Origin of the sequence: Achromobacter sp. 77, assembly GCF_020541125.1 — a bacterium.
Lineage (GTDB): Bacteria > Pseudomonadota > Gammaproteobacteria > Burkholderiales > Burkholderiaceae_B > Achromobacter > Achromobacter mucicolens.
Genome location: NZ_CP059848.1, coordinates 1082214 through 1099671 on the forward strand (window position 1 = coordinate 1082214; position 17458 = coordinate 1099671).

A 17458-nucleotide genomic window follows, 5' to 3' on the forward strand; every position below is an offset into this window, starting at 1 on the left:
GACTCATGCCGCGAGCGCGGGATCGTCGAGGCGGATGCAGGACACGTAGTGGTCCGCGCTCACGCCGACGGCCGGCGGCACCGCCGCCGCACAGGCGTCGATGGCATGGGGGCAGCGTGTGCGGAACACGCAGCCGGAAGGCGGGTTGACCGGGCTCGGGATGTCGCCCTTCAGGAGGATACGCGAACGCGGGGCGCGCGGATCCGGCACGGGGGCGGCGGACAGCAGCGCGCGGGTGTAGGGATGGCGCGGGCGGGCATAGACCTCGCTGGTCGGCCCGCGCTCCATGACGCGGCCCAGATACATCACCACGACGTCGTCGCACAGGTAATCCACCACCGCCAGGTCGTGCGCGACAAACAGCATGGTCAGGCCCAGGTCGCGCTGCAGGTCCTGCAGCAGGTTCAGCACCTGTGCCTGCACCGAGACGTCCAGCGCGGATACGGGCTCGTCGGCCACGATGAAATCCGGCTCCACTGCCAGCGCGCGGGCAATACCGATGCGCTGGCGCTGTCCGCCGGAGAACTCGTGCGGATAGCGGCGGCTGTGGTCCGCATTCAGGCCGACACGTTCGAGCAATTCGCCGATCCGCTCGGCGCGGCGATGCTGCGCCAGCTTGTGGGTGTCCAGGGCTTCCCCCAGGATCTCGGCCACTGTCATGCGCGGGTTGAGACTGGCGTACGGGTCCTGGAACACGATCTGCATGCGGCGGCGCCACGGCAGCATCTGCTTTTCATTGAGCGTCGTGATGTCCTGTCCGTCGAACACGATGCGCCCGGCGGTGGGCGCGAACAGGCGCAGCAGGGCGCGGCCGGTCGTGGTCTTGCCCGAACCGGACTCGCCGACCAGGCCTACGATGGTGTTGCGCGGCACGTCGAAGCTCACGCCGTCCACGGCGCGCACGACCGGGGCATTGCGCGCCTGCGAGGTTGGGAAGTGGACCTTCAGGTCGTCGATGCACACCAGCGGCGCGGCGGCGCGGGGAGTGGAGGGTCTCGTCATAGCGGATTTACCTTGATGCAGCGCGCGCGGTGTCCGGCCTGCACCGCCACCAGATCGGGGACGCCGGCGCGGCAGTCGTCTGCCGCCAACGGGCAGCGCGGCGCGAAGGTGCAGCCGGGCGGCAGCGCCAGCACGCTGGGCACGTTGCCGGGAATGGCGCGAAGGCGCTCGCCGGACGCGAGCAGCGCGGCGGTCGGCAGGCAGGACAGCAGGCCGCGCGTGTAGGGATGCGTGGGCTTTTCGAACAGGTCGTACACGCCGGCGTCCTCGACCACGCGCCCGGCATACATGACGGCCACGCGGTGCGCGATCTCGGCGACCACGCCCAGGTTGTGCGTGATGAACAGGATGCTCATGTTCATCTCGGCTTGCAGCCGGCGCAGCAGGTCCAGGATCTGCGCCTGCACGGTCACGTCCAGCGCCGTGGTGGGTTCGTCGGCGATCAGCACGGCGGGGTTGCAGGCCAGGGCCAGCGCGATCATCACACGCTGGCGCATGCCGCCCGACATCTGGTGCGGATACTCGTTCACGCGCCGGTCGGCCGCCGGGATCTCCACGCGCTCCAGCATCTCGCGGGCGCGCTTGAGCGCCGCGGCGCGCGAGCCGCCTTCATGCTGCAGCACCGCCTCGGCGATCTGGTCGCCCACGGTGTACAGCGGGTTCAGGCTGGTCATGGGCTCCTGGAAGATCATGGCGATCTCGGCGCCGCGGATGCGTTGCAGCGTGGCGGGCGTGGCGTGCGCCAGGTCGTGCTGCACGCCCTGGCGGTCGCGGAACAGGATCTTGCCGGCCTCGATGCGGCCCGCCGGCTTGGGCAACAGGCCCATGATGGACAGGCTGGTCACGGACTTGCCGGAGCCGGATTCACCGACGATGGCCAGCGTCTCGCCGCGGGCCAGATCGAAGGTGACGCCGTCCACCGACTTGGCGATGCCGTCGCGGCTGTGGAACCAGGTCTTCAGGCCTTGCACCGACAGCACGATGTCTCGGGTGCTTGCGGTCATGTTTACAGCTCCTTGCGCAGGCGCGGATCGAGGACGTCGCGCAGGCCGTCGCCCACCAGTTGCAGCGACAGCACGGACAGCACGATGGCGATGCCGGGAAAGATCATGATCCAGTCCGCCGACCCCATGTACTGCTGGCCGGCGTTGATCATGGTGCCCCAGGTCGGGATGTCGGGCGACACGCCCACGCCCAGGAACGACAGGCCGGCCTCGGCCAGAATGGCGTACGCGAAGATGAAGGTGCCCTGCACCAGGATGGGCGAGACCAGGTTGCGCAGCACGTGCACGGTGACGATGCGCCACGTGGGCACGCCCAGCGCGCGGGCGGCTTCCACGAAGGGCAGTTCGCGGATCACCAGCGTCGAGGCCCGCACGATGCGCGCCAGCCGCGGCGTGTACACGATGCCCAGCGCGATCACCACGTTTACCAGCGACGGGCCCAGCGCGGCCACCAGCGAAATGGCCAGCAGGATGTCGGGGAACGCCATCATCGCGTCGATCAGCCGCGACACGAACTTGTCGGCCGTGCGGAAGAACCCCGCGATCAGCCCCAGCGCAATGCCCAGCACGCTGGACAGAATGACGACGGAAAAGCCGACCATCAGCGACAGCCGTCCGCCGTGGATGACGCGGCTGAAAACGTCGCGGCCGAAATCGTCGGTGCCGAACCAGTGCGCCGCGCCGGGCGCCTTCAGGCGGTTCATGATGGACAGCTTGAAGGGGTCATAGGGGCTGATCCACGGCGCCAGCAGCGCGGCGGCCGCCAGCACCACGATCACGATAAGGCTGATCAGCACCGTCTTGCGCGCCACCAGCAGGCGCAGGACCTGCCAGCGGTCCGCGCCGGGATTCATGGAAGTTGCAGTCGTCATGTCGATGGCTCAGTAACGCACGCGGGGGTCGACCACGAGGTACAGCAGGTCGATCAGCAGATTGATCAGCACGTAGATCGCCGCGATGATCAGCAGCGCGCCCTGGATGACCGGATAGTCGCGGCGCAGCACCGCCGACACCACCAGGCTGCCGACACCAGGCAGACCGAACACGGTCTCGGTCACAACCGCGCCGCTGATGAGCAACGCCGTGGTCAAACCCAGCACCGTCAGAATCGGGATCAACGCGTTGCGCACCGCGTGCTTCAGGATGACCTTGCGTTCCGGCAGGCCCTTGGCCCGCGCCGTGCGCACATTGTCGTCGCGCAGCACATCCAGCATGCTGGCGCGGATGAAGCGGGTAATCAGGGCCGAATTCACCAGGCCCAGCACGACCGCAGGCAGGATCAGGTGCGACAGGCGCGTGGCCAGCGAAGCGTCCGGGCCGCCATAACCGGCCACCGGCAGCCAGCCCAGCTTCACGGAGAACACCTGCATCAGCAGCAGCCCCAGCCAGAAGCTCGGCACGCTGGACGTGAACATCGAGAACGACAGCACCGACTGGTCCAGCGTGGTGCCGCGTTTGACCGCGGACAGAATGCCGACCGGCAGCGCGATGGCGCTGGCGATCAACAGCGACATCAGTGTCAGGAGGATCGTCGGCTCGGCGCGGTCGGCCAGCGCCGCCAGCACCGGCTTGTTCATGAAGATGGACTGGCCCAGGTCGCCCTGCAGCAGCTTGCCCAGCCACGACACGTACTGCACCGCCACGGGCTGGTCCAGCCCGAGTTGCGCGCGCAGGGCGGCGATGTCCTGCTGGCTGGCCTGGGGACCGAGCATCACGGCGGCCGGGTCGCCGGGCGTCAGGCGGATGATCACGAACACGATCGTGGCGACGATGAACATCACGGCCACCAGCCCGACCAGCCGATTCAAGAGATAACGCAACACGGTGAAATCCTAGAGGTCATTGCGCGGGCGCGAACGGGTCGCGCGCGGGTGCCTGCGGCGTCGGGCGGCAGCGGCCGCCCGACGGACGTGCGCTTACTTGGACGCCTTCCAGGCGTTCCAGAAGTACGGCCACGGCACGGCCTGCGTGCCTTGCAGCGCGGGCGAGCGCGCGGCCTGGGCGTTGAAGTCGCCGACCTTGATGAAAGGCACTTCGTCGTACACGGCCTGCTGCACGTCGGCCCAGCGCTTCACACGTTCTTCCTGCGAGCCGGCCTGGTTGAAAGCGTCCAGCACCTGGTTGCGGCGCGGCGTGTCCCACCAGCCAGGCGCGTCCTTGGACGGGAAGTCGATCAGCGCCGGTTCAGGCAGGAAGGGGCTGTGCGTGATGAAGATGTCCCAGACGGCCGGATCCTGGCGGCGCTGCGTCAGGGTGGCCCAGTCGACCACCTGCATGTCCACCGTGAAGCCCGCGGCCTTCAGGTATTCGGCGGCCACCAGCGCCATCTTGTAATGGAACTCGTACTGCTGGCTGGTCAGGATGCGGATCTTGCGGTCCTGCACGTTGGCCCCGTCCACCAGCTTTTTGGCTGCCGCGGCGTCGCCCTTGTTGTAGACCTTGCCGCCCAGCGACGTGGCCCACGGATAGCCTTCCGGGTACAGGTCGCCATTGAGCTTGTAGAAGTTCTTGTCGCCGAACGCCGCGAACAGCATGTCTTCTTCGTTCAGGGCAAGCTGCACCGCCTGGCGCACGGCCTGGTTCGACATGATGCCCTGCTTGGTGTTGAGCACCAGGCGCGGCCAGCCGAAGGGCTTGAGCATGACCGGATCGGAGCGGCCGTTCTTCAGCTTGGACAGCGATTCCACGGGCAGCGAGTCCACGTAGTCGAACTGGCCGGCCACGGCGCTTTCGACGCGGGTGTTGGCATTGCTGACCGGCACGAAACGGATCTCGTCCAGGTACTGCTTGCGGGCGCCTCCATAGCCGTTGGGCTCGCCTTCGCGCTGCTTGTAGCCCTCGAAGCGGACGAGCTGCACGTACTGGTCCGGCACGCGGGCCTTCAACTGATACGGGCCGGTGCCGACAAATTCGGTCAGGGACGGGGCAATCTTGCCCTTGGGCATGATGACCGCGGCGCTGTTGTTCATGGCCAGCAGCGCGGTCAGCGGCGCATACGGCTGCTTGAGCGTGATGCGGATCGTGTTGGCGTCCGGGGCCTCGATGCCGCTGATGATCTTGGCGGCCATCTTGCCGCGCGTGGCGGTCTCGGTCCAGCGCTTCAGAGACGCCAGCACGTCCGACGAATCCATCTTCGAGCCGTCATGGAACGTGATGCCCTGGCGCAGCGCAATCGTGTAGACCAGCCCGTCCGCCGACACTTCCGGCATCTTGTCGGCCAGGAGCGGCGTCAGGTTCCACTTCGCGTCGAAGGTGTACAGCGTCTCGAAGAAGTGCTGGGTCAGGATGCCCACCAGATCGGCGGTGCTGGTCATCGGATCCAGCGTCGGCGGCTCGCCGATGGTGGCGACAGAGATCGTGCCTCCCTTGACCGGCGTGGCACAGAGGGCGGGGGTCGACAAAGCGGTCAAGCCAATTGCGCCGGCCGCGAGCAGGCTCTTCAGCCCACCGCCTCGCCGGGAGGTACGGAAGTTCATGATTCTCTCTCCAGAGGGTCAGAAACAGGTTGTCGCGTAAGTTCGGATGAGCGCCGGGTGCCCGGATGCTGCGGTCCCCTGTGGGCCTGGCGCGGTGCCGCGGGCAGGGGGACTAGAAGAAGGTTTCGGCCACGCCGGTGACGCCGTAGTGCTCGTTCACCAGCAGCACCTGACGCCACTTGTCGAACGTCAGGCAGGGATGCGAAATGTCGAAGGCGATCATGTCGCCCACCTGGATGTCGTCGCCGTCGCCCACCTGCATGAAGGCGTGCTGGTCCATCATGGCCGACAGCTTCCAGTGGGACGGCGCCGCGCCGGGCTGCACCGAACCGGGCCGGTACAGCAGGGCAGGGGTGGGCAGGCCCGCGTCAAAGGCCGCGTCGCGCTTGCCCATCGCGATGATGGCGCGCCCGGGTTCGGGCAGCGACTGCACGTAGGCCCAGACCTGCAGGGCAGGTTGCAGGCCGGGCTCCATCTGACGGGCCACCGGGTTCTGCGCATTGATGCGCTCGGCCGCGCTGCGGTAAATGCCCACGTCGTGCGACAGGTAGCAACCCGGGCGCAACACCACTTCCAGCGGGCTGCCGATGTCCAGTTGCGAGAACTCCTCGGCCACGACGTCGAACCAGGCCGATCCGGCGCCGGAGATGAGGGCAGGCCCGCTCTTGCGCAGCCGGCCCGCGGCGGCCAGGCCGCGCAGGGCGTCGGTGGCGCGGCGCAGGAACGCGCGGATGGCGCCTTCTTCCTGTAGCACGCCTTCATAGACTTCGATGCCGGCCAGCGCCAGACCGGGCCAGCGGGCAATCTCGTCGGCCACGGCCTGCAACTGCGCGTCGTCGCGCACGCCGGTGCGCCCGCCCGCCGGACCCAGTTCGATCAGCACGGGCAGCACCTTGCCCTCGTCGCCGAAGAACTTGCCCAGCTGCGCGGCGTTGGCCGCCGAATCCACGATGCAGAAGAAGGTGAAGGCCGGATCCTCCAGCAGACGGGCGATGATGGCCATGTTGGCGCGGCCCACGAGCTGATTGGCCATCAGCACCCGGCGCACGCCGTGCTGATAGGCCGCCAGGACTTGCGGTGCGGTGGCCAGGGTAATGCCCCACGCGCCGTTGTCGATCTGGCGCTTGAACAGGGCGGGACTCATCGTCGTCTTGCCGTGCGGCGCCAGCTTGACGTGATAGGCCTCCATGAACTGCTGCATCCACTGCAGGTTGTGACGCATGCGGGCTTCGTACAGCACGGCCACCGGCAGGCTCACGTCCTCGTTCAGCAGGTTCCAGTTCAGTGCCGCCACGTCGGCGGTGGTACAGGATTCGGGAAACGCGCCCAGGCCCTTGCCGTTCACGTCCAGGGGAGCTGCGGGAGAGGAAGAGTTGGTCATGGTGGCGGCCCGGTATGGAAAATATTTACGTCAAATCCAGTTTTTTTCATTATCGTGAAAGAAATTTACAAGCGGGAGCTAGGAGTTTCCCGTACGCCACGCCGCCCGGACGATGGGAAAATAGGTCCATGCCGCGCGCCCCTTGAGGCGCGCCTGTGCTTTGACAAAGGAAATGCCATGCTGAAAGTCGCCCTGGGCCAGTTCGCCGTCAGCCGCGTCTGGGAAGAAAACGCGCAGGTCTGCATCGATCTCATGGAACGCGCCCGCGCCGGCGGGGCAGGCCTCCTGGTTCTGCCCGAAGGCATCCTGGCGCGCGACATCACCGATCCGCAGATCGTGCTCAAGGCCGCGCAGGCGCTGGACGGTCCGTTCATCACGCGCCTGCTCGATGCCAGCCGCGGGTCGGACCTGGCCACCATGATGTGCGTGCATGTGCCGACGGGCGAGGGCCGGGTGTGGAACACGTTGGTCACGATCCGCGACGGCAAGATCCTGTCGCAGTACCGCAAGCTGCATCTGTACGACGCCTTCACCATGAAGGAATCGACCAATGTCACCCCGGGCACGGACATCCCGCCGCTGCTGAACATCGCCGGCCTGCGCGTGGGCCTCATGACCTGCTACGACGTGCGCTTTCCCGAATTGGCCCGCCGGCTGGCGCTGGACGGGGCCGACCTGCTGGTGCTGCCGGCCGCCTGGGTGCGTGGCCCGCTCAAGGAAATGCACTGGGAAGTCCTGGTCACGGCGCGGGCGCTGGAGAACACCTGCTACGTCGCGGCCACCGGCGAATGCGGCGAGCGCAACATCGGCTGCAGCATGGTGGTGGATCCGCTGGGCGTCGTCACGGCGCGCGCGGGCGAAGCGCCCGCGCTGGTCTTCGCCGACATCGACCCGGAGCGCCTCGCCCATGCGCGCAAGGTGTTGCCCGTGCTGGCCAACCGCCGCTTTGCACCGCCCGAACTGGCGTAGGGCGGCCACGCCGCCGGCTGGCGGAACGGCCGGCGGGCGTCGTGACGCGGGCATGGTGTAATGCAGGCTTGAAATCCTTGCTGCATCCCTTCATCTGCTGCCAATGAGCAACGATCTCTTCGCGGCCGATCCCGCGCATCGGCCCTACGTTCCCCTGGCCGAACGCCTGCGTCCCCGCACCCTGTCCGACGTGGTTGGCCAGTCGCATCTGCTGGGACCCGACAAGCCGCTGCGCGTCGCCTTCGACTCCGGCCGTCCGCACTCCATGATCTTCTGGGGGCCGCCCGGCGTGGGCAAGACCACGCTGGCACGCCTGATGGCCGACGGCTTCGACGCGCAGTTCATCGCGATCTCGGCCGTGCTGGGTGGTGTGAAGGACATCCGCGACGCCGTGACGGTGGCGCAGGTCGCGCAAGGTCAGGGCCGGCGAACCATCCTCTTCGTCGACGAAGTCCACCGCTTCAACAAGGCGCAGCAGGACGCCTTCCTGCCGTATGTCGAAAGCGGTCTGTTCACGTTCATCGGCGCGACCACCGAAAACCCGTCGTTCGAGGTCAACTCGGCCTTGCTGTCGCGGGCGCGCGTGTATGTGCTGCAATCGTTGACGGCAGAAGAACTGCAACAGCTCGTTGACCGTGCGGTCGCGGCGCTCAATGAAGGACAGGAACCGGGCGACACCATCCGCATCGAGCCCGACGCGCGCGAGCAGCTGGCCGCGTGGGCCGACGGCGACGCGCGCCGCCTGATCAGCGCGGTGGAAGTCGTGGCCGAGTCGGCGCAGTCGGCCGGACGCGACACGGTGGATGCCGCCTGGCTGGAAATCTCGCTGTCGCAGAACCTGCGGCGCTTCGACAAGGGCGGCGACGCCTTCTACGACCAGATCAGCGCGCTGCACAAGTCGGTGCGCGGCTCGAACCCGGACGCGGCGCTCTACTGGTTCTGCCGCATGATCGACGGCGGTGCCGATCCCAAGTACCTGTCGCGGCGCCTGGTGCGCATGGCGGTGGAAGACATCGGCCTGGCCGACCCCCGCGCGACCGACCTCGCCGTGAACGGCGCCGACATCTACGAGCGCCTCGGTTCCCCCGAAGGCGAGCTCGCGCTGGCGCAGGCGGTGGTGTACATGGCGTGCGCCGCCAAGTCCAACGCCGTCTACAACGCCTACAACCAGGCGCGCAAGTTCGCGGCGGAACACGGCAGCGCGCCGGTGCCCATCCACTTGCGCAATGCGCCGACCAAGCTGATGAAGCAGCTGGGCCATGGCAAGGCCTACCGCTACGCGCACGACGAGCCGCACGGCTATGCCGCGGGCGAGCAATATTTCCCTGACGGACTCAAGCCTTCCTTCTACCGGCCGACCGATCGTGGCCTGGAGGCTAAAATCCAGCAGAAGCTGGCATTCCTGCGCGAGCTGGACGCACAGGAACGCGCCAAGAACCGGTGACGGGCAATCCCCCGCCGCCTTTTTTGCAACCTCACCGACCTCACCATGCTAGACCCGATACTGCTGCGCAAAGACCTGCAAACCGTCGTTGACCGCCTGAAGACCCGCGGCGTCGCCTTCGACACGGAACGGTTCAACGACCTGGAGTCGCGCCGCAAGGCCGTCCAGACCGAAACCGAGTCCCTGCAAGCCCGCCGCAACGCGCTGGCCAAGCAGATCGGCCAATTGAAGGCCAAGGGCGAGGACGCCAGCGCCGTCATGGCGGAATCGCAGGCCGTGCCCGTGCGTCTGAAGCAGCTCGAGGAAGAGCTGGCCGCCCTGCAGCAGCCGCTCAATGACCTGCTCATGTCGGTGCCGAACCTGCCGCACGCCAGCGTGCCGCTGGGCGAGTCCGCCGACGACAACGTCGAAGTGCGCCGCTGGCTGCCCGGCCAGGCCGGCGCCGACGGCAACCCGCCCGCGCTGGGCTTTGAGCCGCGCGACCACGTCGCGCTGGGCGAACCGCTGGGCCTGGACTTCGACATGGCCGCCAAGCTGTCGGGCGCGCGCTTTTCGTTCATGCGCGGCCCCATCGCCCGCCTGCACCGTGCGCTGGCCCAGTTCATGCTCGACCTGCAGACCGGCACGCACGGCTATACCGAGTGCTACACCCCGTATATCGTCAACGCCTCGACGCTGTACGGCACCGGCCAGCTGCCCAAGTTCAAGGACGACATGTTTGCGGTCTCCAAGGGCGGCGGCGACGACGATCCCAAGGTCGACGACCAGGGCAAGCCGTATGTGCGCGAAGACCAGTACCTGATCTCCACCTCGGAAATCACGCTGACCAGCGTGGCCAGCGGCGCGATCCAGGCCGCCGCCGACCTGCCGCTCAAGCTCACCGCCCACACGCCGTGCTTCCGCTCGGAAGCCGGCAGCGGCGGCCGCGATACCCGCGGCATGATCCGCCAGCACCAGTTCGACAAGGTCGAAATGGTGCAGATCACGCAGCCGGACCAGTCGTACGAGGCCCTGGAAGAAATGGTCGGGCACGCCGAGCGCGTGCTGCAATTGCTGAATCTGCCGTACCGCGTCGTGCTGCTATGCACGGGCGACATGGGTTTCGGGTCGTCCAAGACCTATGACCTGGAAGTCTGGCTGCCGGCACAAAATACCTGGCGCGAGATTTCGTCGGTGTCCAACTGCGAAACCTTCCAGGCTCGCCGCATGCAGGCGCGTTTTCGCAATGCCCAGGGCAAGCCGGAATATGTCCACACCCTGAACGGCTCGGGCCTGGCGGTGGGCCGCGCGCTGGTCGCCGTGCTGGAAAACCACCAGCAGGAAGACGGCAGCGTGTTGATTCCGGAAGCGCTGCAGCCCTACATGGGCGGTATTACGGTACTAAAACCCTGATATTCGCGCGGCGTCCATCGGCCATTTGGCTGATAAAAAGACGGAGCCTGCGGGCTCCGTTTTTTTTTATCATTGCCGACATATTGCTGTCTTTTTGGAACGCTATCGTGCTCACGTGAGTGCTTGATTTTTGATGTGAGCAATTGTGTATTTGGCATAAAAGGGCCGGATAGTTACGGCACAATACACCGGCGTTCTACACGCTTCATTCACTTATATAACAAGGAGTTGTCCATGACTTCAAGAATGATTGGAGATTTTCGTGTGAGATGCTCAGTGGCAAAGGAAGACGAGCAGGGTTATCGGGTGCAAATATGGACTCGCCGAATCGGCGGAACCGCGCCCGAAAAATGCTGGACGGTGCCGGGTCAGGCGCCGTTCACTGATTTGCACGAAGCAGAACAGGAAAGCCGTCATTTGTTCCAGGGCATCAATGGTGTGCGTTTTAACGGTGAACCGGAGTTTGCTCATGCGTCCGCATAATGGTTGGTGGCGGGCGTCCAGTGCGCCGCGCCGCTGGATCGATCTGGTCCAGGAATCGCCGCGTTGGGCCGATGACAAGGCCAAACCGGTTGCGCAACAACCGGCATCGGTGGTTGCAAAGCCTGTACAGGCGCCCGCCGCCTGACAGGTTGTCACGGGGCACCGGATATTGCCTCGACAAAAGAAAGGCCACTCGCAGGAGTGGCCTTTGCTTTTGGGGCGTGAGGGATTATCAATCGCGGTCGTGCCCGCGGCCCCGGTAATACCCGTGACCATGTTTCGGACCGTGGTAATGGCCGCGATCGTAGTAGCGCCCGCCGCGGTAATACACCGGCGCCGGGTATACCACCGGCGGCGGGGGCGCGACGTACACCGGAGCCGGGCGGTAATACACCGGAGGCGGCGGCGCCACGTAGACCGGCTGCGGTGCCACGTAGACCGGTGCCGGGTAGACGATGCCAGGAACGCCGATCGAGATGCCGACGTCCACTCGTGCCAAGGCGACACTGGAGATCATCAGCCCCGCGGCGCCAACACCTGCAATAAGCCATTTTTTCATCTTGCACCTGCCCGCTGCGAGACGCAGCAAAGTTGAGTATTCGTTGGCGCTATTTTCGGCGGTTTGCGCCAGCTATACGTAAGCATCCCGGCCGCAATCGCGACAATCCGCAACCGCCCCCGTTTTCATTCGGCGACGGGTGCTGCACTGCGGCAGCGCGGGTCCGCTCTGGCGAAACGTCGCTTGAAGTCGATTGAAATAGGATGGAATTAACTGAAGCCGAGGGCTGGTGTTACACCTTGACACCAACTCCGGGCGGCCGGGGCGAGCGGTGTTGCGCCCGCGCGCCAGCGCCTCAGTAATCCGACTTGTCGAAGGGCGTGGTCTGGCGGTATTCGACCACCCACACCCAGGGATTGGCCGCCCACGCGTGCGCGCCATAGCGTTCGCACCACATCAGCGCGAACGCCGTTTGCAGGGGCACGCCGGGCAGTAGCGCCGAGCTTTGATACAGCGCGTGCGTGCCCTCCGCACGCGCATCGGCCTCGGTCAGGTTCTGCAGCCGCTGGATACGTACGCCCACGACCACGGCGCTGGCAAACGGCGCGCCGGCTTCGTCGGCCAGGATGATGGTCTCGCCCGATTTTCCATAGGGGCACCTGACCCAGCTTGAAGTCTTGCGCATCTCGGACGGGTTATCGGGCGACGGGCCCATGGCCACCCATCTGCCCGAATCGGCGGCGTCCGCGTACCAGACCGTGGTGAACTTGGACGGCTGCGGCTTGAGAATGCGCCGGCTCTGCACCTTTGCCCCGTCCAGAATGGCCTGCTTGAGCGGTTCGCTGAACTGAAGTAACTGCCGTTTCATGTGCTAGCTGTATCCCTCGCGATGAACGCTCGCGCGCTTATTGCTGTTATGGCTGGGGCCCGCACGTGCCACCTGCTTGAGACGGACTCAATCTCTGCTTCGGGGAGTATGACGTGTCACGACTTACCTGTCAGGTGGGCGCTGCATATGTGTTGTCTTTTTGAAAATGCCGAGGCGTTGTTTGTATACTCGACGCATGACTACCGACCTCCATAATCTCAAGCCCGGTTACTACTGGTACACCATGGCCAACGACCCGCTGGCCGTCATCCATATCCATGAAGACGGCGGGGCCACGCTGATGGGCACGGACTACCGCATCGGCGCCGAAGGCGTTGCCGACATGGTCCGCCAGGGCGAGCGCTTTTTCTGGATCGAACCGCCCCAAGTCTGACATGGCGGATCTGCTCGTCACGGACGTCCGTACGCCGCAAGGCGAGGGCGTGGACGTTCTGGTGCGCGGCGGCCGCATCCTGCAAATCGGCCCTGGCCTTGAGGCCGATCCCGACGTGAACGTCGAAGAGGGCGGCGGTGCCTTGCTGCTGCCCGCCTTCGTCGAAGGCCACACCCATCTGGACAAGACGACCTGGGGTTCCGCCTGGTATGTGAACAAGGTCGGCCCGTCCCTGACCGATCGCATCGACAACGAACGCAACTGGCGTGCCGCCACCGGGCATGACGCCGCCAGCCACTCGCATGCGCTGGCGCTGGCATTCCTGCGCGCGGGCACGACCCGCATCCGCACGCACGTCGATATCGACACGGACGCCGGATTGAAACACCTGGAAGGCGTGCATGCCACGCGGCAAGCGCTGGCCGGGCGCGTCGAGATCCAGACGGTGGCGTTTCCGCAGTCGGGCCTCCTGGCGCGCGCCGGTACAGCCGACCTGCTGGACCAGGCGCTTGCCGATGGCGCCGACGTGCTGGGCGGATTGGACCCGTCCGCCATCGACCGTGATCCCGTGAAATCCCTGGATGTGCTGTTTGGCCTGGCCGACAAGCACGGCAAACCGGTGGATATCCATCTGCATGAGCCCGGCGAACTGGGCGCTTTTACGCTGGAGCTGATTCTGGACCGCGTCCAGGCGCTGGACATGAAAGGCAAGGTCGTCATCAGCCACGCCTTTTGCCTGGGCGCGCTCGACGCCCGCCGTCTGGAGGGCCTGCTGCGGCGGTTGGCGCTGCTGGACGTGGCCCTGCTGACCACCGCGCCGGCGTCTCGTCCGGTGCCCTCGCTGCGCGCCTGCCGCGAGGCGGCCGTGACGCTTTTTGGCGGCAATGACGGCATCCGGGACACCTGGACCCCCTACGGCAGCCCCGACATGCTGGAGCGCGCGGCGCTGATCGGGCTGCGCAACGATCTGCGCCGCGACGACGAGATCGAGTGGGCATTCGACTGCGTGACCCGCGCCGCCGCCCGCGCCTGCGGATTTGCGGACTACGGCCTGGCGCCCGGCGCGCGTGCCGATCTGGTGCTGGCCGATGCGGGCTGTATCGCCCAAGCCGTGGTGCAGCGTTCGCCGCGGCGCCTGGTGGTGTCCAGCGGCGTGGTCGTGGCGCGCAACGGCGAAGACGCCATCGCCTAGCGGGTGCGCTGGGCGGCCGTGCCGCCCAGCCCCAGCTGCGATTCGGCCAGTTCCACGAAGGCCCGCATCAATTCCGATCGCACGCCTGACCGCAGCCAGATGGCGCCCACCGTTCGTACCGGACAGGGCTCGGGCAGCGGCCAGCGTTTGACGTGCGCCAGCGGCGCGCCTGTGCTGGCCCAGTCTGGCAGCAGCGCCACGCCCAGCCCCTCGGAAACCAGCTTGGCAATCGATTCGATCCCATCCAGTTCAAAGCGGACCCGGGGGCGCAGGCTGCGCGCGCGCAGGTAGTCGTCCGCCATCTTGCCGCCCACCACGCTGCGGTCATAGCAGATGTACGGTTCCCGGGCGATGACGGCCAGCGGGTCGTCGACCTTCATCTGCGCAGGCGTGACAAGCACCAGCGGTTCGCGGCGCAGGTCGCGCCACGCGCAGGTCTTGGGAATGGGAAACAGGGGATGCACCAGCAGCGCGCCGTCCAGTTCGCCCGACAGCACCTTGCTGTAGAGCAGCGTGGTCGGCGCCGGCTCGATATAGATCTCGATGCCTGGATGCCGCGCCACCCAGGTGCGCAGCACCGGCGGCATGATGCCGGTCAGGGCGGTGGGCGTGGCGCCCAGCCGCAAGGGCCCTGCAGGCAGATCCGTGTCCGACGCGGCCGAGCGCAGGTCGCGCACGTCGCGCAGGATGGCGCGCGCCCGCTCCAGGATGCGCACGCCGGCAGGCGTGGGTTTGACCGTACGGCCCGAGCGCGCGATCAACGCGCTGCCCACGTCGGCTTCCAGCGCGCGCAGCCGTTGCTGCACCGTCGCTGGCGTCAGCCCCTGGTGGCGGGCGGCTTGGGCGATGGAACCCAGTTCCACCACATGCACATACGTCTGCAAAAAGCGTGAGTCCACACCGGCCTGCCTATCGGGAAGATGGTTTTTCCGTATTCTAAAGATGCGTGAAGATAATTGTTGTTTTCTTTGGGCAGGGGAAGAATACGTCCAGGCGATCAGGCAGCGCGCGGCGCGCCGATCGGTCCAGCCGATTTCACTGTCACAAGGAGCTTGCCCGTGCCCATCATTGAATCCATAGACGTATGCGCCGCGGCGGTGCCTCTGGATAAAGTCACCTCGTTCTCCAACCGCACCGTGTCCACCCGCCACTATGGCCTGGTCAAGGTGCGCTCTACCGATGGCGTCGAAGGCATCGGCTTTTGCTACGTGGGCAGCGCCGGCGGCGCCATTTTCGAGGCCGCCGTCCAGAGCCTGCTGGGACCCGTGCTGCTGGGCAAGGATTCGCATGCGGTCGAAGGCCTGTGGCAGGCGATGTATCAGGAAGCCCTGTTGCAGGGCCGGCAGGGCACGGTGATGCGCGCATTGAGCGCGCTGGACATCGCGTTGTGGGACTTGAATGCCAAGACCGCGGGCCTGCCGCTGCATAAATTCCTGGGCGCGATGGAATTGGAATCGGTGCCGGCGTATGCCAGCGGCGGTTATTACCTGGATGGCAAGACCCCGCAGCACCTGGGCGAGGAGATGGCCAGCTATGTGGCCAAGGGCTTTGGCGCCGTCAAGATGAAGACCGGCCGCCTCTCGCCCCGCGAGGAAGAAGCGCGCCTGAAGGCCGCGCGCGAAGCCGTGGGGCCGGATGTCGAGTTGATGATGGACTGCAATAACGCCTGGCAGGACGTGACGCAGGCCATGCAGTACATCCGCCGTTTCGAGCAATACGAACCGTACTTCATCGAGGAACCGTTCGGCCCGGACGACATCGACAGCCATGCCAAGCTGGCGCGGCTGACGCATCTGCCGATCGCCACGGCCGAAATCGGCTACGGCCGCTGGTATCACAAGGAACTGCTGGACAAGGGCGCGGCCGGCATCCTGCAGACGGACGCGGCGGTCTGCGGCGGCATCACCGAGTGGAAGCGCATCGCGGCCACGGCGGCCAGCTATGGCGTGGTGGTGTGCCCGCACTGGTTTCACGACGTGCATGCGCCGCTGGTCGCGGCCACGCCCAACGCGCGCTATGTCGAATTCTTCTGGGACGACCAGGTGCTGAACTTCCGCAAGCTGGTCGACCGCCAACTGACCCACAAGCAGGGCCGCGTGATCCTGCATCAGGAGCCGGGGCTGGGATTCGGCTTTGACGAGCGCATGGTCGAACGCTTCGGCAAGTGGACGCGCGTCGGCCGCTAGGCCACTCGCGAGGCGCCGCGCCAAACGTCACATGCGGTGCGCATGCGGCAGCGGCGCCGGTTCACGCAGGTGTCGTACCGAAGGTCCGCATCCAGGCCGCGCCAGATGGCCGGATGCCACAGAGGCAGGCAGTGTCCACATAACCAGTTGCCGGCCTTTGGACCGGCGCGCGAGGAGACAACAATGCAACGTAGGCAATTCATGACCGGCGCCGCGGCGCTGGGAGCGGCGCTGGTGCTGCCCGCGGTGGCGCGGGCGCAGGAGATGCCGTCCGGGCCGGTGAAGATCGTGGTCGGGTTTCCCGCGGGCGGCGGCACGGATGTGCTGGCCCGTCTGCTGGGGCAGAAGCTGGGCGTGCTGTGGAACATGCCGGTCATCGTCGAGAACCGCGCGGGCGCGGCCGGCATCATCGCGGCCGAACAGGTCGCGCGCCAGCCGGGCGACGGCAACACGCTGCTGATGGCGCACGTGAACAGTCACGGCATCGCGCCGGGCCTGCAGCCCAAGCTTGCGTATTCGGTGGACAAGGACTTCACGCCGATCGCCCTGGTCGGCAAGACGCCAACCATCCTGATCGGCGGCGCCGGGCAACCGGCCAAGACGCTGCCCGACCTCGTCGCGCTGTGCCGCGCGCAGCCGGGCAAGATCGTGTTCGGCTCAGCAGGCAGCGGATCGGCCCAGCACCTGGCGCTGGAAATCTTCAAGGCACGCGCCGGCATTGACGTGCTGCACGTGCCGTACAAGGGATCGGCGCCGCTGATGAACGATCTGCTTGGCGGCCACGTGCAGTATTGCTTCGAAGGCATGACGACGGCCACGCCGCTGATCCAGTCCGGCAAGGTCATCGCGCTGGCGCAGACGCTGCAAAAGCGCTCCAAGAGCCAGCCCAACGTACCGACGGTCGCGGAGCAGGGCTACCCGGGCTTCGAGGCCAGCATCTGGTTCGGCATGGTCGGTCCGGGCGGCATGCCGGCTGCCATGGTCCAGCGCATGAGCCGCGACATCGACCAGGTGCTGGCGATGCCCGACGTGCAGGAAAAGTTGGCGCAGGTGGGTGCGGAAGACGGCGGCGGGGGCGTGCAGCGCTTTGCCGAATTCATGAAGAGCGAGCAGCAGAAATACGCCAAGACGATCCAGGACGCGAAAATCGTGGCGGAGGGATAAAGCC

Annotated in this window: 17 protein-coding genes; 8 read left to right on the forward strand and 9 right to left on the reverse strand. The window is 66.4% G+C overall.

The genetic code is table 11. The annotated features are described in order from the left end of the window. Positions 1–3 precede the first annotated feature (3 nt). The 6 genes from H4P35_RS04905 to H4P35_RS04930 form a co-directional block, all read right to left on the reverse strand. Entirely contained in the window at positions 4–1002 is a 999-nt protein-coding gene (locus H4P35_RS04905) for an ABC transporter ATP-binding protein (RefSeq protein ID WP_226848320.1), read from the reverse strand. Next, a complete protein-coding gene (locus H4P35_RS04910; protein ID WP_226848321.1) occupies positions 999–2006 on the reverse strand; it encodes an ABC transporter ATP-binding protein in 1008 nt (335 codons plus the stop codon). The genes H4P35_RS04905 and H4P35_RS04910 overlap by 4 nt, the downstream gene beginning before the upstream one ends. A 2-nt stretch (positions 2007–2008) precedes the next feature. Beyond that, positions 2009–2878: an ABC transporter permease gene (locus H4P35_RS04915; RefSeq protein ID WP_056321381.1), complete on the reverse strand. Its 870-nt coding sequence runs from the start codon at positions 2876–2878 to the stop codon at positions 2009–2011. A gap of 9 nt (positions 2879–2887) precedes the next feature. Further along, positions 2888–3829 carry an ABC transporter permease gene (locus tag H4P35_RS04920; RefSeq protein ID WP_226848322.1) on the reverse strand — a complete coding sequence of 314 codons (942 nt, stop codon included), beginning with the start codon at positions 3827–3829 and terminating at the stop codon, positions 2888–2890. 93 nt (positions 3830–3922) lie between these two features. Continuing rightward, positions 3923–5482, reverse strand: a complete 1560-nt coding sequence (locus H4P35_RS04925) for an ABC transporter substrate-binding protein (protein WP_226848323.1) — start codon at positions 5480–5482, stop codon at positions 3923–3925. A gap of 112 nt (positions 5483–5594) precedes the next feature. After that, positions 5595–6863, reverse strand: coding sequence for an amino acid deaminase (locus H4P35_RS04930; protein WP_175209928.1), 1269 nt, complete (start codon positions 6861–6863; stop codon positions 5595–5597). A 177-nt stretch (positions 6864–7040) separates the two neighbouring features. Between H4P35_RS04930 and H4P35_RS04935 the strand changes: the two genes are divergently transcribed. The 4 genes from H4P35_RS04935 to H4P35_RS04950 all read left to right on the forward strand — a co-directional run bounded on the left by H4P35_RS04935 (position 7041) and on the right by H4P35_RS04950 (position 11151). Further along, a complete protein-coding gene (locus tag H4P35_RS04935; RefSeq protein ID WP_226848324.1) occupies positions 7041–7832 on the forward strand; it encodes a deaminated glutathione amidase in 792 nt (263 codons plus the stop codon). Positions 7833–7935: 103 nt separating this feature from the next. Next, positions 7936–9276 (forward strand): replication-associated recombination protein A, encoded by a 1341-nt coding sequence (locus H4P35_RS04940; RefSeq protein WP_152383596.1) that lies wholly within the window; start codon positions 7936–7938, stop codon positions 9274–9276. 45 nt (positions 9277–9321) lie between these two features. Then, positions 9322–10668, forward strand: coding sequence for a serine--tRNA ligase (gene serS, locus H4P35_RS04945; RefSeq protein ID WP_226848325.1), 1347 nt, complete (start codon positions 9322–9324; stop codon positions 10666–10668). A gap of 234 nt (positions 10669–10902) precedes the next feature. Further along, positions 10903–11151 (forward strand): hypothetical protein, encoded by a 249-nt coding sequence (locus H4P35_RS04950; protein WP_081100999.1) that lies wholly within the window; start codon positions 10903–10905, stop codon positions 11149–11151. Between the two features lie 232 nt (positions 11152–11383). Here H4P35_RS04950 and H4P35_RS04955 read toward each other — a convergent pair whose 3' ends face one another. Together H4P35_RS04955 and H4P35_RS04960 are read right to left on the reverse strand one after the other, a co-directional pair. Continuing rightward, a complete protein-coding gene (locus tag H4P35_RS04955) occupies positions 11384–11710 on the reverse strand; it encodes a virulence factor (RefSeq protein ID WP_056321394.1) in 327 nt (108 codons plus the stop codon). A gap of 295 nt (positions 11711–12005) precedes the next feature. Beyond that, complete coding sequence (locus H4P35_RS04960) at positions 12006–12518, reverse strand: ASCH domain-containing protein (RefSeq protein ID WP_056321397.1); 513 nt, start codon at positions 12516–12518, stop codon at positions 12006–12008. Between the two features lie 196 nt (positions 12519–12714). Between H4P35_RS04960 and H4P35_RS04965 the strand changes: the two genes are divergently transcribed. Together H4P35_RS04965 and H4P35_RS04970 are read left to right on the forward strand one after the other, a co-directional pair. Next, positions 12715–12912, forward strand: a complete 198-nt coding sequence (locus H4P35_RS04965) for a hypothetical protein (protein WP_056568607.1) — start codon at positions 12715–12717, stop codon at positions 12910–12912. 1 nt (position 12913) lies between these two features. Then, positions 12914–14104, forward strand: a complete 1191-nt coding sequence (locus H4P35_RS04970; protein WP_226848326.1) for an amidohydrolase family protein — start codon at positions 12914–12916, stop codon at positions 14102–14104. On the opposite strand, the gene H4P35_RS04975 is transcribed toward H4P35_RS04970, so the two are convergent. Continuing rightward, positions 14101–15003, reverse strand: coding sequence for a LysR family transcriptional regulator (locus H4P35_RS04975; RefSeq protein WP_056321404.1), 903 nt, complete (start codon positions 15001–15003; stop codon positions 14101–14103). The genes H4P35_RS04970 and H4P35_RS04975 overlap by 4 nt on opposite strands. Positions 15004–15162: 159 nt before the next feature. Between H4P35_RS04975 and H4P35_RS04980 the strand changes: the two genes are divergently transcribed. Together H4P35_RS04980 and H4P35_RS04985 are read left to right on the forward strand one after the other, a co-directional pair. Continuing rightward, positions 15163–16290 (forward strand): mandelate racemase/muconate lactonizing enzyme family protein, encoded by a 1128-nt coding sequence (locus H4P35_RS04980; RefSeq protein ID WP_062840413.1) that lies wholly within the window; start codon positions 15163–15165, stop codon positions 16288–16290. A gap of 183 nt (positions 16291–16473) precedes the next feature. Continuing rightward, a complete protein-coding gene (locus H4P35_RS04985; RefSeq protein WP_180098939.1) occupies positions 16474–17454 on the forward strand; it encodes a tripartite tricarboxylate transporter substrate binding protein in 981 nt (326 codons plus the stop codon). Positions 17455–17458 lie beyond the last annotated feature (4 nt).